Below are 11,861 nucleotides of genomic sequence, written 5' to 3' on the forward strand. Positions count from 1 at the left end.
GTTATCCCCTCGGGCGTGGACGTTTTACGCCAGGTACGGTACTGCGTCCCTCGGCCACATCGGCACCGCGCTCTGATAACGTCACCACCAGACATCCGGAAACATCTTTGACAGACACCAGTCCCTGCTCTGTCAGCCAGTGACAGTGGGTACGCACCATATCGCGGCTGACACGGTGCCCCCAGGCATCCAGGCAGGTCTGCAACACCGACTCGTTAGCGTCACCACCACACTCAACCAGCGTGCGCAAGACCACCAGTCGCTGGTCTGCGTTTAAAATCTCCCGCATATTCACCCCTTTTCTTTCAGTTCGTTTTGTAACAGCAGGTCGCTCATATGCCGTAACTGTCGCAGTTCCGGCAGTGCCGCTTTCAGGTCTCCGCGCAGGTTCGCCATATCCAGTTGCAGGGCGTGCAGCTCTTTCTGATTCGGCAACGTGGAGAAAGCATTCTCCAGCAGGCTGACCCGGTTTTTCAGGACTTCAACCTCATCACGTCTGGCGTAGGTTTTGGCCAGGATAAAAATGAGGATGTTGAAAACAATCGTGGCAACCGCACACAGAATGGCCCAGTGTTCTTTAATCATGTCCAGCAAGGCGGGCCTCCCGTTTTTCTGTCAATGTCTGACACCGGACACAGCGGGTAAAGCCAGGGTCAATGGTTAACCTCTGGGGTGCTATATCCTCACCACAATCAATACATATGCCATCACCATGCAGCACGGGGCGGCCAATGTGTGCTGCGATAATGTGATCACGCGTCCGTTGTTCCAGAACGCTGGCATAATCTGCTTCGTCAGCCATTATTCGGTTCCTGATTGATTTCCTGCCAGCGCCGGATGGCTTTCAGCCTGCTCTCCAGATTCTGGCTCCATTCCCCGTAGCGGCTGGCGTGTATCAGCAGTGCTTGGGGACTTCCCGATGTCGGCGGTGGAGGCTTGAGAGGAATTTGAGTCATGGCGTTCGGTAGTCGGGGACAGACGGTTATTACCGGTAGCGGTTTCGTAGCCAAAGGCGGTGATATAGACCCGCAGGCTGTCAGGGCCAAGGCCGGTATAAGTTTTGCCATCATTTTTAATCGCATCGGGAATACTCCGGTCATACTGCTGTTTTGCCTCTGCCAGCACCTGAGTGGTGGCATACAAATCAGCGGTAAGTTGCTCATTGGCTGTATCCAGCGCCTTCAGTCTGTCCGTTGCCTCACGCAGCGTCCGGTTATGCAGTTCGGCTGCATTTTTCTGGTCTTCAGAAAAGGCATACCGGGCGTCACTTAATGCGCGTTCAGCGGCTGAAATCTGCGGCATCAGCCTGGCGGTGGTCATGGTGTTACCCAGCTTAAAACCGGATATCAGACAGATAATGCCTGCGACGATATAGCCACCGCAGGAGCGTAAGAGACTAATCATCAAGGCCGACCTCACGATGACGTTTAATGGAGGCCTGCTTTGATGCCTGAGTGTTGATGACCCAGGCGGTGAGATAGCCAATATAGAGCCATTCATCCAGGTTCCCCTGCCATGCAGAACACAGCAGCACGGCAGTGCTGGCTATAAAGGCTCCGCACAGCATGGTGTCTGAGGTTGAAAGGTGGCCGTCAGGGTTACTGATAAGCTGTTTAAGATTAGTCAGCATGTTGTTCCCGAATGAGTTTTTCAATTTTCTGTCGGGCCACTTCAGCGCTTATTCCCACCGTTTTAGCCAGGCGGATATCCTGAGCGGTCACGCTCTGCCAGCCCTGACGATAAAAAGACTGGTAAGTGGCGTTATGGCTGTAGAGCGGCACCACGTCAATAGACTCGCCCGCCAGTGCGAGATGCAGGCAGCGTTCACGCGCTTCAAAATAGGTGCGGCGATAGCGCGGATTACGCAGTTCGGGGAGCAGCTTTTGCAGCAGGCAGACCGACATGGTGGGCGAGGTCATTAAAGCACCTCCAGAACGGACGCTGTCAGCTTGTCCAGGCGGTTAAACCAGCCGTTCATAAAGCGGATCTGAACCGGTGAATGCGCAATAATGCGGGCATAGGTTTGTGAACGCTGGTTCATCAGGCGGACGAACAGTAACAAAGGCTGGATAGCTTCTGTCGCCGCCAGCGTTCGGGCACCGATAATGCCATCGTCAGCCACGCGCAGGGCACGCTGTAGCTGCTGGATAGCGGTTTTGTACCCGTGCTGTACGGCACCATCAAACACGGCAAGGGAAATACCGGCGGGTAGCCGATCACATCCGGTTTTTAGCCAGTAATCACGATAGTAAATTTCACTCGCCTGCTCTTGTGTCAGTTCGGCGATATTCAGTGCGGGATAGCTGCGTTTACTGATGCCGAATTTTGTTTCTCCGCCACGGTCAGCAGGGTCATTAACATAGCCGCCTTCCGCCGTGAGCATATAATCAATGGCATGAATAAATGTAACGCTGTAGGGGATCATAATCGCTACCTGTTGATAATCGGTAGCTCATCATTACGCGGGGGGATGGTCAGGTGGGTTTGTGGCGGGTCAAACAAAACCCGCCAGGATAAGCGTGTTTTAATTGCCGGGGAATTTATTTTCATTCCGGATCGGAAGTAAACAGATCCCTCTGATATCGTTTACGGTGCAGGGCCAGCTGCTGACGCAGGATAGCATACACGGTGGAATGCGTTAGCGTGTGTTTTTTGGCCAGAACATCCACATTCCCCCGCGAACGGCTCCATTCATCGAACAGCTGATTATCGCGTAATGCTGCGCGAAGTGCGTCACCGGTTGGCAGATAAACCGCCCGGCCCCCATAATAATTTGCCAGCGCCCCCACCAGTTTACCGGCTGACAGGCGGGCGGCCACCTCGTCATATCCCTGTCGTTGCAGCTCGGCACAGAAGAGATCAACCATATCGGCCAGCAACTGGGGCCAGCGTGCGTGCAGCTCCCCTGTTGGGATCGTGTCCATCCGGTCAAGCAGTTGCCCCAGTTCAGCATGGTCATCATCAAACAGTTGTAGATTATCGTTCATACATCCTCCTGACGTCTGAGCCACTCGCTGCCGCCGGGCAGCGTGCTGACATCAACGCCCATCCTTTCCATTTGCCTGAACCAGGCTTCATTGCTGTCAGAACCGTTGCCGGGCTGCTGTTTTTCCCGGGCGCTGACGCTACTGCTTTGCGCAAACACCTGCTCTGATGACTGATAGACGGTTTTCAGATAGTTATGGTTTGACAGCGGTTTCTTATCTCCCTGTAGCCGTTTCTCTCTGATACGGTCTACCGTTTCACTCAACGCATGTGAGAGCACCCGCCCGGGCTTGTAAAGCGCCAGTACCTCAGTGGCCAGTTTCAATGCGCGGCTGTTGCTCAGATTGGCTTTCTCACGGCGAAACAGCCCGATATAGGCCACCAGATGGCGGGCACAGCTTCCGGGCAGGTCAGCCAGCGTTTTAAGCAACTGGCGGCTGGCATCATCTTCACACAACGCCTCAAGGTGCCAGTCAGTGTGGCAGACAGGACAGCGGGACAGTTTCATAAGCTGGCCTCGTAAGCATCGGTAATGATGTCGTAATCACGCGATGCATTCCCGGTAACCGGATTCACCGGATGAGCCACGCGGCGTGCTGTCAGAAACGCCAGCATCAGCCGGATATGCCATTGTTTAAGGCACTCCAGTACCCGGTACGCCAGCCAGCCATCAAGCCAGCCCACCTCGGCAACGCCTTCACCGTTGTTGAGCTGAGAGGTCATGCGCTTAACGTAAGCATTTAACGCCAGTTCGCCGTCGCTGCTGACGAAACCGTGACGAAACATGGTGCCCCAGATGGCGCGGATTTTAGCAATCTCCTCAGTGCGTGGTTTTCCCTTTGAATTGGGTTTAACCCGCACTGAACTCTTTTTAAAAGAGCGTTTAAATCCCCGCTGTTGCAGTTCCGAATAAACATTTAATAATTCGCCGTGACTCATTTTACTGCAACTGGATTTACCGTTAGCCGTATTAGACAGCAATAAACAATAGGTTTCATCATCCAGTTTCAGCTTTCCTTTGGCTACATGGATTAGCCTGATTAATTGTGGTTTATCCATTAATAAATACCTCTTGATGTCTGATTCTGGCGTAAGTGTGCCCGACGCGATTACGCCAATAAAAACTCAGGGTGATAAGAATTAAGTCGCTAGCGTGGAAACTTTAAAGGCTAATATGAGCCGTTCTTTGTGTAATCGGCAATAATATTCCCTTCTGCGTCAAAATACTTAACTCCACAGGTCGGATGGCAGTTGTGTTTTTTCTTTCCGTATTTCAACTGATTAACGAAAACAACATCCAGATTAGCACTGCCATTCATGCCAACAATAGTTCCCGGTTCGCCGTACACTTCAACCATCATGCCAAGTCGGGCAAAATCTATGCCACGGCATCGGATCATATCTTCAACAAATTGCTTTTCCTTACTCATGCTAAACCCCCGATATATCCAGACTGATTTGTTCATATTTACCACTGGGCTGGCGCAGATAGATACGCAGGTACTGACTGGTTCCCGTCACCTGAATGGCATCGGCAATGGCTGACATGGCTTCGTTCCAGCGTGGGTCGTCAATAGCCAGCTGGCGCAATCCAAGAACCTGATTGATATCAATACGCCCCTGCTTGTTGACGCGGAAAGCATGATCGACCATCGCTATCAGATTGACGTTAGCCCCGTCAGACCATTCAACCACGCACTCATCGATCAGTTTTTTAGCCGCCTGGATACGCTCGTCAAAGACCCTGTGATCGCCAATCGCACGCATAATTTTGAACTGGCCATCAAAGCTTGGCAGGGTGACGTTTCCCTTTGTACCGCCATATTCAACGCCGTACTCTCTGGATGACAAATCAATAAAGTCCCCGATTTGCTTCATGGATGCGGCTTTGAAATCTGCCATAGCCTGACGCAATGCCCTGGCAGCCTCGACAATATTCATCACGACATCATCACGCAGCATATCAATCGGACGGATCAGGTTTTGCGGCACCAGATGGCCCTGAGCGTTCTGGCGGTAGCCAGTCTGTTCAGTGTCTTTATTCATAATGACTCTCCTTACTCCAGTAAATAATGCAGCCCTGCACCATAGCGGTATACGCTTTGCTCATGCAGCCATTGCGGGTAACAGTCAGTTCCTTAGACCGTCGGATAAGGTCCAGACACGGGAGCACAATTTCCAGTAGTGGTCTGGCGCGTTCGGTACTGACCCGTCTGATTTGAACGTTACGGCGTTCCAGCCATCCCACCGCGTTAACCAACTGTGTTGCTTTACGTCTCATGCGTGTACTCCTTCCAGGTCTTTGACGGCGGCGCGAATATGCTTCTCCGTCAGGGCTTCGTTGCTCCCTCTGGCAAACATGGTGGCCAGACGGAGCGTATGGGAAACGGTGCGTAATGCGCCCGGGCGTTCTGACAGCGTATGGATCAGTGCGCGTTCGGCCTTACCCGTCAGTCCCCAGGCATCGGCAATCGCCGTGATGTCATCCCGTTTTGTCTTCAGGATGGCCACTTTTTTGGCGATTCGGCTGAACAGGCGGGCAAAATCAACGCTGCGGGAACTGCCGCCCGTCAGCCTGGCGTACACCTGATGATTGCCCACCAGAGCCAGCCCGATACCGGTTTCTTCCTGAAGGATGCGCAGCTCTTCCAGTACCGGATAATCAAGGTGGTCGGCCTCGTCAATAATCAGCAGGCCCTGCGTTCCGCGCAGCTTCCTGCGTACAGCCCGGCCCAGCTGCCCGGCGCGGCGCGTCACCGACACCCAGCTCCAGCGCCATCTCATACAGTGCTTCACTGATGCTGGCGCGGGAAGGCGAGACGGTGATTAACCAGACGTTCGGACGCTCTGCCGCAAACTGCTGTAAGGAACGGGTCTTGCCCACGCCGGGGCTGCCATAGATAACGGTGATGCACTGGGCCAGCTGGGCGTATTGCAGCGCACTCCATATCTGTCGGACGGTTCTGGTCTTTACAAAATCAGGCGCTTCCGGCATTTCATTTGCCCGGCGGCTGCGATTCTCCAGCCAGACGGAGAGCTGACCGGCAATCTTGCTGTTATCACCCGGATAACTTTCATTCATAAACTGCGAGAGTGCCGTTGATGAAATCGCGCTTTCACGGGCGATGGTGCTGTAGGTCACATCGTCACGCTCAACCGTCCCGCGTATTGCGGCGCGGACATCCGCCATCGCGGTCTGTGCGTGAGCTGAATCCAGTACGTTACTCATGGTTATACTCCCAGATTATTTTTCTGCTGCTGCTCGTGTAAGCAGGCAACGGCATTTTCAAAGGCATGGTCGTAGCCGGTCTCAGGCTGTTCCTCTGCCCATTCACGGCGCACGGTATTACCGGCAGGACGACAGATTTCTACAACACGGCTTTCAGGGGGTTCCGGTGGCAAGGTATCGGGCATCCGCTCTGCCACTTCCAGCGCGGTCATGCGGCGCTGTGCAGCCGTTGCTTCTTTGGTACGCTTAACAAAACGGTTACGGTTACGGTGATGCTCACGGGCGGCCTGAGTGTCACCAAATCCGGCTTTCTCAATGCAGGCGGCTTCACAGATAAAGCGTCCGTCCAGGGTGTAACACAACACGCTGGCGTGTAACTGCGCCGGGTCAAAGCGCACCACAATCTTATTGGGCCTGATACTCAGTAGCTGCTCGTTGTGGTAGCGATTCTCGCGGCCCTGCAATTTCCCGCCCGCTTTCAGGACAAAGATGCCATTGTTTACGGTGACGGCCTCGGACGGCAGCAGTAACAGGTGCCGCTGCTCTGCGGTGGCCTTACGCACGGCGCTTTCCTGATAGCTCTGCTCAAAAGCGGCATCAAAAGAAAGAATGCCCCGGCAGACTTCGGTATCGCGCCCCGGGCGTCGATTCCAGAAAGCATTACGGTTGACACTCTCGGTGCTTGCATTAAAAATGAACAGGCTTACTTGTTGTCTTCGGACAACCAGCCAATGCTTCAGCACTCTGTGAGAAGCACCTTCGGGTGACTGCCAATAGCCTCGTAGCCTGAAAGAGGAAGCCCATGTGGCGGTAACTCCGTTTAGCCTTTGAGAACGGAGATCACTTAGCGGTGATGAAGGTCCATTTCACAATCAAGACAGTCTGCACTGACGTACGACTTTGCAGACTCCCGACGGGAAACACTTTTCCCGTCAGGGAAGGTGTTTTTCTCCGTCACCGAATCTTTACTCCTGGAGAAAACATCATGTCTACTCAAACTCAACAAGCATCCACCAAAACTGAATACTTCAACCTGACTATCAAGGGCATGGGGTACCTCAGCAACATTCGTCAAGTCAATGGCCCGAATGGCACTTTTATCAGCTGTGTCGTCAATGGACTCTCGGGTCCTACCGATAACGCCAGTTACACGCGTTTTGATGTGACGGTCGCCGGTAAAGAAGCCAGCAGCCTGATCAACCGCTGTCAAAAGTCAGTTGATGAAGACAAAAAAGTCCTGATTGGTTTTGTGCTCAACAATCCCAAAACGGACATCTTCACGCTCAATAGCGGCGAACATGCCGGTGAACAGCGCGTCAGCCTGAAAGCCCGCCTTATCAAGGTCGATTGGATCAAAATCGGTCAGGAAAAGGTGTATCAGGCTGAGAAATCCGACTCTACGCCGCCTCAGCAAGGTTCCGCACAGCAACAATACGCTGAAAATTCTTTCTGAGTTATTTTTACCCTTACCTCCCTGAATAACAGACTTTCCTTCAGGGAGGTCTGTTTTCTTTATTAAGGAAACACATCATGAATAATTCAACAGGAATTCTGGCAGCAGAGTCCGGTTTTACTTTACCTTTACAGGTGCTCAAAAGTGGTCGCGGTTATTATGTCGGTACGGCGAATCATGAGGGACCTGTTTCCCGTGAGTCTGAAGAATACTTCAGTTCCCATAAAAAAGTGGTTCAGGCGTTCACCACTGGTGCCTGGACTCAACGTGAGTGGGCATAAGGAGAAAGCATCATGGCTTCACGTGGAATTAACAAAGTCATATTGATTGGCCACCTTGGCCAGGATCCGGAAGTCCGTTACATGCCAAATGGTGGCGCGGTTGCCACCCTGTCGCTTGCGACTTCCGAGACCTGGCGTGATAAACAATCCGGCGAACAGAAAGAAAAAACCGAATGGCACCGTGTGGTGCTGTTTGGCAAACTCGCTGAAATTGCCGGCGAATACTTGCGTAAAGGTTCGCAGGTCTATATTGAGGGGGCTTTACGCACGCGTAAATGGGCAGATCAGAGCGGCCAGGATCGCTATACTACCGAGGTAGTCGTTAACGTAGGCGGCACGATGCAGATGCTGGGTGGTCGTAGTCAGACCGATAACCCGGGGCCTTCAACGTCTGGTAGTTGGGGGCAACCTCAGCAACCGACCCACAGTGGCACACCCACTCAGGCGTCTGCCGGCAATGAACCGCCGATGGACTTTGATGATGACATCCCATTTTGACCTGGATGGCATTCATTGACATACTGCACATAGCGTCTGCTGTGTGCAGTTTTTCTATCTACTATACCGGAGGCTCCCATGGGAACTCGTTACGATACCGACGTGGTCGCCTGGGCGAATGAACAGGCGGCGTTACTGCGTGCCGGTAAACTTAGCCAACTGGATATTGAAAACATTGCCGAGGAGATTGAGGACGTGGGCAAGAGTGAAAAGCGCGAACTGGCCAGCCGGATGGCGGTTTTACTGGCTCACCTTCTGAAGTGGCAATTTCAGCCGGGGCGTCGTGGCTCAAGTTGGCAGCGAACAATAAAAGAGCAGCGTAAATCAGTACGCTTGCGTATAAGTAAAACGCCAAGTCTGAAAGTCTGCCTTGCAGACGCGGAATGGCTCGAAGAGGTGTGGTCTGATGCTGTCGCAAGTGCGGCAGAAGAGACCGGCCTCGATGGTTTCCCTGATAATTGTGTCTGGTCTTCGGTTCAGATCCTGGATGAAGACTTCTACCCAGAGCAGTAAATCAGGAGCGACAGTATGAGCGCTGACCCTTGGTTGGCGCTTTTTTTTATTTTGTAATAAAGAGTTGTTAATTGAGCCTCCCGGGCGGTAACCGCACAGTGACACCTGTCAATAGTCACTGAACAGGAAACCTTCCGGATGAAAAAAACAATTCTCGTCTCTTCCCTGGCAGCACTCATGCTGACCGGGTGCGTTACTCAGCAGCCACTGCAGCAGCGCGATATTTCCCCTATCACGCCTTCGGTTACCGTCACCCGCAACGTTCAACCGGTCAGCCCGGATGCTTACGGGCAGGTGCCGGAGGTCGTGCGCTATGACCGTTATTTACTGGTCAGCACCGACCCGGCGGCCGTTCAGCGTGATCCGCTCTCGCAAATCATCGATATCCGTATTCCGGCATCAGTAAAACCGACGGTGGCTGACGCGTTGCGATATGCGCTGCGCCAGTCGGGCTATTCACTGTGCGCGACCGGACCGGCAAACGGCGTGCTGTACCGCCAGGCGCTGCCGGCGGTGCAGTACCAGCTGGGGCCGATGCGTTTGCGTACTGCCCTGCAAGTGTTGGCCGGCCCCGCGTGGCAGCTTGAGGTAGACGACGTACAGCGTGTTGTTTGCCACAGTTTGCGTGACGGGTATCAGTTGCCGGCGACACAGCTTCCGCCGGTGGCGGTGGCGCCAGCCAGGGCGGTTTCAGCGCATCCTGCTGCGACGGTCATTGCACCTCAGCCCGTTAACGCGGTACCGACAACCGGCGGGTGGCTGAAAAAATGACTGAGCATAATGACGAAATGATGCCGATGACACCGGCAAAAAAAGGGTTGCTGCGAAGCCAAACCTTCTGGGGGCAACGGCCGGCGTCGTTGTTGTCCTGGTTGCAGGCCTTGTCGGCTCAGGGACTATCAGGCATGTGGACCAGCGTATTGCCCTGCTTGAGCAGGCACAGAAAGCACTGGCGCCGCAGGATGGCATGAACGCTATGGCCGATGAGCTTCAGGCGCAGGCTAAACAGCTTAAAAGCCTGGCTGAGCGTCAGGACTCGCTCATGCGGCAGGTTGGGGCGCTGACGCTAACCAATGGGCTACCGTAGAAACTTGAGCAGCAGCTGCAGGCGCAACAGGTCGAGCTGAATGCGTTGAAAGACAGCATTGAGTCTGTGAAAAAGTCAGCGACTGAAAAGCCTGTACCGACTGTAGCCCCCTCAACGGACGTACCCGCCGCACCTTCAGCCACCGCCAAAATCATCCCAAAGCACAAGCCCACGCCAATCAAATCCTCCCCGCGTAATGCGGTACCTCGTGTGGCGCGCAAAGCGCCATTCGTGCTGACCGGGGTGGAGCAGCGCGGGACATCGGCCTTTGCGGCTGTGGCGCCGCTGGGGTTCAGTGATTTGTCGCAGGTGCGGTTAATCGGGGAAGGGGAGTCGGTCGCCGGCTGGACCCTGGTCAGTGCCGGCTATGGGCAGGCGACATTTCGTGTGAACGGCCGCCTGCAGACCGTCAGCGCTCAGTAAGGAGAAGATGATGAAACTGAAATACAGCGTGATTGCCCTGATGCTGCTGAGCCCGTTATCACAGGCAGCGCAGCAGACGACGATTGAGAACAGCCAGTCTACCCTGAGCGAGATTCAGCAGAGCCAGGCCAACAAGACGGCGCAGCAGGGCAGGCAGTGGGGCCTCAGTGGGGAAGAGTACCAGCGTTATCAGCAGTTGATGGATGGCCCTCGCGGGACGCAGTCTCCGGGGCTTGATCCGTTAACTGCCCTTGGCATCGAGGCACAGAGCGATGCCGAACGTAAAAAGTACGCGCAGCTGTGGGTAAAGCAGGAGTTCGCCCGCACCGAGAAAGAACTCAAGTTCCAGCGTGAGGTAGATGCGGCCTGGCAGCGCCTTGGTGTGTTACCGGTGAACATGGGGAATGCGGCCGGTATCGCACATGACACCGGCGGGCGACTGGCGTTGTTCGTGCAAGCGAAGGACTGCGGTCAGTGTGATGCACGACTGGCGGCGGTGCTGGCAGATAATCGGCCGGTCGACATTTACCTGGTTGACAGCAAGGGTAATGACAGTCTGCTGCGCGAGTGGGCGAAGGCGCATCACATTCCCGTCGACAAGGTGCGCGCACGTCAAATCACGCTCAATCATGACGGTGGCCGCTGGATGAAATTCGGCAACGGCCTGATGCCGGTGGTGCTGCAACAAGGGGAAAACGGATGGACACTCGCCGCGTTCTGACCCGGGGGCTGTTGCCCTTGCTTGCCCTCCTCACCGTTGTGAGCGGTGGCGTCGTTCATGCTGCTACCCAACAGGTGCCTTCCGGTTACCGGGAGGTGGCGCTGCGTCACGGGGTGCCGCCGGAGTCCCTGTATTCGGTGGCGCTGGCCGAGACATCGATGGCGCCGAAAAGCATCATCTTGGTGACCCGCGGGGCCGGCCCGGCCCCGGATGTGGAGCGTCCCTGGCCCTGGACCATTAACGTGGCCGGCAAAGGGTATCGTTACGCCAGCCGCCTGCAGGCCTGGGAAGCGCTGCAGCACTTTTTGAAAACGCATCCTCGCAAGCGCATCGATGTCGGGATTGCCTAGGTCAATCTGGGCTGGAACGGCCATCACTTCACGTCGACCTGGGAGGCGTTTGACCCTTACACCAACCTCAACGCGGTAGCGGCCATCCTGCGGGAATGCTATGACCGTAATCCCGGAAGCTGGCTGGTTGCCGCCGGGTGCTATCACCACCCCGCCGGCGGCGCCCCGGCAGCCCGGTATAAATCCATCGTGAGTGGCAAGCTGGCACGCCTGAATGGCAGGGGGACCGCCCCGGTCAGGGGAGCCCGTACAACTCCCACGGCTACGGTGTTACCGGCACAAACGGCGGCGCTGACCTGGATTGAACCACGGAACCCATAA

The 11,861-nt window shown here is 54.8% G+C and carries 24 protein-coding genes and 1 pseudogene; 9 read left to right on the forward strand and 16 right to left on the reverse strand.

Features of this window, described 5'->3' with window-relative positions; translation table 11 throughout:
* Position 1 precedes the first annotated feature (1 nt).
* The 16 genes from LU633_RS06270 to LU633_RS06345 form a co-directional block, all read right to left on the reverse strand.
* Positions 2-289: a VpaChn25_0724 family phage protein gene (locus LU633_RS06270; protein WP_016191760.1), complete on the reverse strand. Its 288-nt coding sequence runs from the start codon at positions 287-289 to the stop codon at positions 2-4.
* Between the two features lie 2 nt (positions 290-291).
* The gene (locus LU633_RS06275; RefSeq protein ID WP_016191759.1) at positions 292-585 is read right to left on the reverse strand and encodes a DUF2730 family protein; all 294 of its coding nucleotides are present in this window, start codon (positions 583-585) and stop codon (positions 292-294) included.
* Positions 578-802, reverse strand: a complete 225-nt coding sequence (locus tag LU633_RS06280) for a TraR/DksA C4-type zinc finger protein (RefSeq protein ID WP_016191758.1) — start codon at positions 800-802, stop codon at positions 578-580. The genes LU633_RS06275 and LU633_RS06280 overlap by 8 nt, the downstream gene beginning before the upstream one ends.
* Positions 802-1,404 carry a hypothetical protein gene (locus LU633_RS06285; RefSeq protein ID WP_016191757.1) on the reverse strand — a complete coding sequence of 201 codons (603 nt, stop codon included), beginning with the start codon at positions 1,402-1,404 and terminating at the stop codon, positions 802-804. The genes LU633_RS06280 and LU633_RS06285 overlap by 1 nt, the downstream gene beginning before the upstream one ends.
* Entirely contained in the window at positions 1,397-1,630 is a 234-nt protein-coding gene (locus tag LU633_RS06290) for a hypothetical protein (protein WP_016191756.1), read from the reverse strand. The genes LU633_RS06285 and LU633_RS06290 overlap by 8 nt, the downstream gene beginning before the upstream one ends.
* Positions 1,620-1,919, reverse strand: coding sequence for a hypothetical protein (locus tag LU633_RS06295; RefSeq protein ID WP_016191755.1), 300 nt, complete (start codon positions 1,917-1,919; stop codon positions 1,620-1,622). The genes LU633_RS06290 and LU633_RS06295 overlap by 11 nt, the downstream gene beginning before the upstream one ends.
* Positions 1,919-2,425 (reverse strand): glycoside hydrolase family 108 protein, encoded by a 507-nt coding sequence (locus tag LU633_RS06300; protein ID WP_016191754.1) that lies wholly within the window; start codon positions 2,423-2,425, stop codon positions 1,919-1,921. Before LU633_RS06300 ends, LU633_RS06295 begins: the two co-directional genes overlap by 1 nt.
* Before the next feature lie 121 nt (positions 2,426-2,546).
* On the reverse strand, positions 2,547-2,987 hold the full coding sequence (locus LU633_RS06305) for a Mor transcription activator family protein (protein ID WP_016191753.1): 441 nt from the start codon (positions 2,985-2,987) through the stop codon (positions 2,547-2,549).
* Entirely contained in the window at positions 2,984-3,493 is a 510-nt protein-coding gene (locus tag LU633_RS06310; protein WP_016191752.1) for a hypothetical protein, read from the reverse strand. Before LU633_RS06310 ends, LU633_RS06305 begins: the two co-directional genes overlap by 4 nt.
* A complete protein-coding gene (locus LU633_RS06315; RefSeq protein WP_016191751.1) occupies positions 3,490-4,044 on the reverse strand; it encodes a gp16 family protein in 555 nt (184 codons plus the stop codon). The genes LU633_RS06310 and LU633_RS06315 overlap by 4 nt, the downstream gene beginning before the upstream one ends.
* Positions 4,045-4,154: 110 nt before the next feature.
* On the reverse strand, positions 4,155-4,415 hold the full coding sequence (locus LU633_RS06320) for a hypothetical protein (RefSeq protein ID WP_016191750.1): 261 nt from the start codon (positions 4,413-4,415) through the stop codon (positions 4,155-4,157).
* Position 4,416: 1 nt separating this feature from the next.
* The gene (locus tag LU633_RS06325; RefSeq protein WP_016191749.1) at positions 4,417-5,031 is read right to left on the reverse strand and encodes a DUF3164 family protein; all 615 of its coding nucleotides are present in this window, start codon (positions 5,029-5,031) and stop codon (positions 4,417-4,419) included.
* A complete protein-coding gene (locus LU633_RS06330; protein ID WP_016191748.1) occupies positions 5,024-5,266 on the reverse strand; it encodes a hypothetical protein in 243 nt (80 codons plus the stop codon). The genes LU633_RS06325 and LU633_RS06330 overlap by 8 nt, the downstream gene beginning before the upstream one ends.
* Positions 5,263-5,748 carry an AAA family ATPase gene (locus LU633_RS06335; protein ID WP_233482000.1) on the reverse strand — a complete coding sequence of 162 codons (486 nt, stop codon included), beginning with the start codon at positions 5,746-5,748 and terminating at the stop codon, positions 5,263-5,265. The genes LU633_RS06330 and LU633_RS06335 overlap by 4 nt, the downstream gene beginning before the upstream one ends.
* Positions 5,666-6,214: a DNA transposition protein gene (locus LU633_RS06340; protein WP_016191746.1), complete on the reverse strand. Its 549-nt coding sequence runs from the start codon at positions 6,212-6,214 to the stop codon at positions 5,666-5,668. Before LU633_RS06340 ends, LU633_RS06335 begins: the two co-directional genes overlap by 83 nt.
* Before the next feature lie 2 nt (positions 6,215-6,216).
* A complete protein-coding gene (locus tag LU633_RS06345) occupies positions 6,217-6,957 on the reverse strand; it encodes a Mu transposase C-terminal domain-containing protein (RefSeq protein WP_051124389.1) in 741 nt (246 codons plus the stop codon).
* A 242-nt stretch (positions 6,958-7,199) separates the two neighbouring features.
* Between LU633_RS06345 and LU633_RS06350 the strand changes: the two genes are divergently transcribed.
* From LU633_RS06350 to LU633_RS06390, 9 genes and pseudogenes are all read left to right on the forward strand, one after another.
* Positions 7,200-7,667 (forward strand): STY4534 family ICE replication protein, encoded by a 468-nt coding sequence (locus tag LU633_RS06350; RefSeq protein WP_016191744.1) that lies wholly within the window; start codon positions 7,200-7,202, stop codon positions 7,665-7,667.
* 77 nt (positions 7,668-7,744) lie between these two features.
* Positions 7,745-7,948, forward strand: coding sequence for a hypothetical protein (locus LU633_RS06355; protein WP_016191743.1), 204 nt, complete (start codon positions 7,745-7,747; stop codon positions 7,946-7,948).
* Positions 7,949-7,960: 12 nt separating this feature from the next.
* A complete protein-coding gene (locus LU633_RS06360; protein WP_016191742.1) occupies positions 7,961-8,446 on the forward strand; it encodes a single-stranded DNA-binding protein in 486 nt (161 codons plus the stop codon).
* A 78-nt stretch (positions 8,447-8,524) separates the two neighbouring features.
* A complete protein-coding gene (locus tag LU633_RS06365; RefSeq protein ID WP_016191741.1) occupies positions 8,525-8,959 on the forward strand; it encodes a DUF29 domain-containing protein in 435 nt (144 codons plus the stop codon).
* Between the two features lie 138 nt (positions 8,960-9,097).
* Positions 9,098-9,730, forward strand: a complete 633-nt coding sequence (gene pilL2, locus LU633_RS06370) for a PFGI-1 class ICE element type IV pilus protein PilL2 (protein ID WP_016191740.1) — start codon at positions 9,098-9,100, stop codon at positions 9,728-9,730.
* Positions 9,731-9,866: 136 nt separating this feature from the next.
* A complete protein-coding gene (locus tag LU633_RS26130) occupies positions 9,867-10,046 on the forward strand; it encodes a hypothetical protein (protein WP_232426883.1) in 180 nt (59 codons plus the stop codon).
* A gap of 66 nt (positions 10,047-10,112) precedes the next feature.
* On the forward strand, positions 10,113-10,469 hold the full coding sequence (locus tag LU633_RS26135; RefSeq protein WP_232426882.1) for a hypothetical protein: 357 nt from the start codon (positions 10,113-10,115) through the stop codon (positions 10,467-10,469).
* 10 nt (positions 10,470-10,479) lie between these two features.
* Complete coding sequence (locus LU633_RS06385; protein WP_016191739.1) at positions 10,480-11,190, forward strand: TIGR03759 family integrating conjugative element protein; 711 nt, start codon at positions 10,480-10,482, stop codon at positions 11,188-11,190.
* A pseudogene (locus tag LU633_RS06390) lies at positions 11,169-11,861 on the forward strand (lytic transglycosylase domain-containing protein). The gene LU633_RS06385 and the pseudogene LU633_RS06390 overlap by 22 nt, the downstream one beginning before the upstream one ends.

This window comes from Erwinia tracheiphila, assembly GCF_021365465.1.
In the GTDB taxonomy this organism is placed as follows: domain Bacteria; phylum Pseudomonadota; class Gammaproteobacteria; order Enterobacterales; family Enterobacteriaceae; genus Erwinia; species Erwinia tracheiphila.

Excerpts from the sequence above, each read along its gene's own strand:
- LU633_RS06270 (WP_016191760.1), bottom strand. The coding sequence starts at position 289 with ATGCGGGAGATTTTAAACGCAGACCAGCGACTGGTGGTCTTGCGCACG.
- LU633_RS06275 (WP_016191759.1), bottom strand. The coding sequence starts at position 585 with ATGATTAAAGAACACTGGGCCATTCTGTGTGCGGTTGCCACGATTGTT.
- LU633_RS06280 (WP_016191758.1), bottom strand. The coding sequence starts at position 802 with ATGGCTGACGAAGCAGATTATGCCAGCGTTCTGGAACAACGGACGCGT.
- LU633_RS06285 (WP_016191757.1), bottom strand. The coding sequence starts at position 1,404 with ATGATTAGTCTCTTACGCTCCTGCGGTGGCTATATCGTCGCAGGCATT.
- LU633_RS06290 (WP_016191756.1), bottom strand. The coding sequence starts at position 1,630 with ATGCTGACTAATCTTAAACAGCTTATCAGTAACCCTGACGGCCACCTT.
- LU633_RS06295 (WP_016191755.1), bottom strand. The coding sequence starts at position 1,919 with ATGACCTCGCCCACCATGTCGGTCTGCCTGCTGCAAAAGCTGCTCCCC.
- LU633_RS06300 (WP_016191754.1), bottom strand. The coding sequence starts at position 2,425 with ATGATCCCCTACAGCGTTACATTTATTCATGCCATTGATTATATGCTC.
- LU633_RS06305 (WP_016191753.1), bottom strand. The coding sequence starts at position 2,987 with ATGAACGATAATCTACAACTGTTTGATGATGACCATGCTGAACTGGGG.
- LU633_RS06310 (WP_016191752.1), bottom strand. The coding sequence starts at position 3,493 with ATGAAACTGTCCCGCTGTCCTGTCTGCCACACTGACTGGCACCTTGAG.
- LU633_RS06315 (WP_016191751.1), bottom strand. The coding sequence starts at position 4,044 with ATGGATAAACCACAATTAATCAGGCTAATCCATGTAGCCAAAGGAAAG.
- LU633_RS06320 (WP_016191750.1), bottom strand. The coding sequence starts at position 4,415 with ATGAGTAAGGAAAAGCAATTTGTTGAAGATATGATCCGATGCCGTGGC.
- LU633_RS06325 (WP_016191749.1), bottom strand. The coding sequence starts at position 5,031 with ATGAATAAAGACACTGAACAGACTGGCTACCGCCAGAACGCTCAGGGC.
- LU633_RS06330 (WP_016191748.1), bottom strand. The coding sequence starts at position 5,266 with ATGAGACGTAAAGCAACACAGTTGGTTAACGCGGTGGGATGGCTGGAA.
- LU633_RS06340 (WP_016191746.1), bottom strand. The coding sequence starts at position 6,214 with ATGAGTAACGTACTGGATTCAGCTCACGCACAGACCGCGATGGCGGAT.
- LU633_RS06350 (WP_016191744.1), top strand. The coding sequence starts at position 7,200 with ATGTCTACTCAAACTCAACAAGCATCCACCAAAACTGAATACTTCAAC.
- LU633_RS06355 (WP_016191743.1), top strand. The coding sequence starts at position 7,745 with ATGAATAATTCAACAGGAATTCTGGCAGCAGAGTCCGGTTTTACTTTA.
- LU633_RS06360 (WP_016191742.1), top strand. The coding sequence starts at position 7,961 with ATGGCTTCACGTGGAATTAACAAAGTCATATTGATTGGCCACCTTGGC.
- LU633_RS06365 (WP_016191741.1), top strand. The coding sequence starts at position 8,525 with ATGGGAACTCGTTACGATACCGACGTGGTCGCCTGGGCGAATGAACAG.
- pilL2 (WP_016191740.1), top strand. The coding sequence starts at position 9,098 with ATGAAAAAAACAATTCTCGTCTCTTCCCTGGCAGCACTCATGCTGACC.
- LU633_RS06385 (WP_016191739.1), top strand. The coding sequence starts at position 10,480 with ATGAAACTGAAATACAGCGTGATTGCCCTGATGCTGCTGAGCCCGTTA.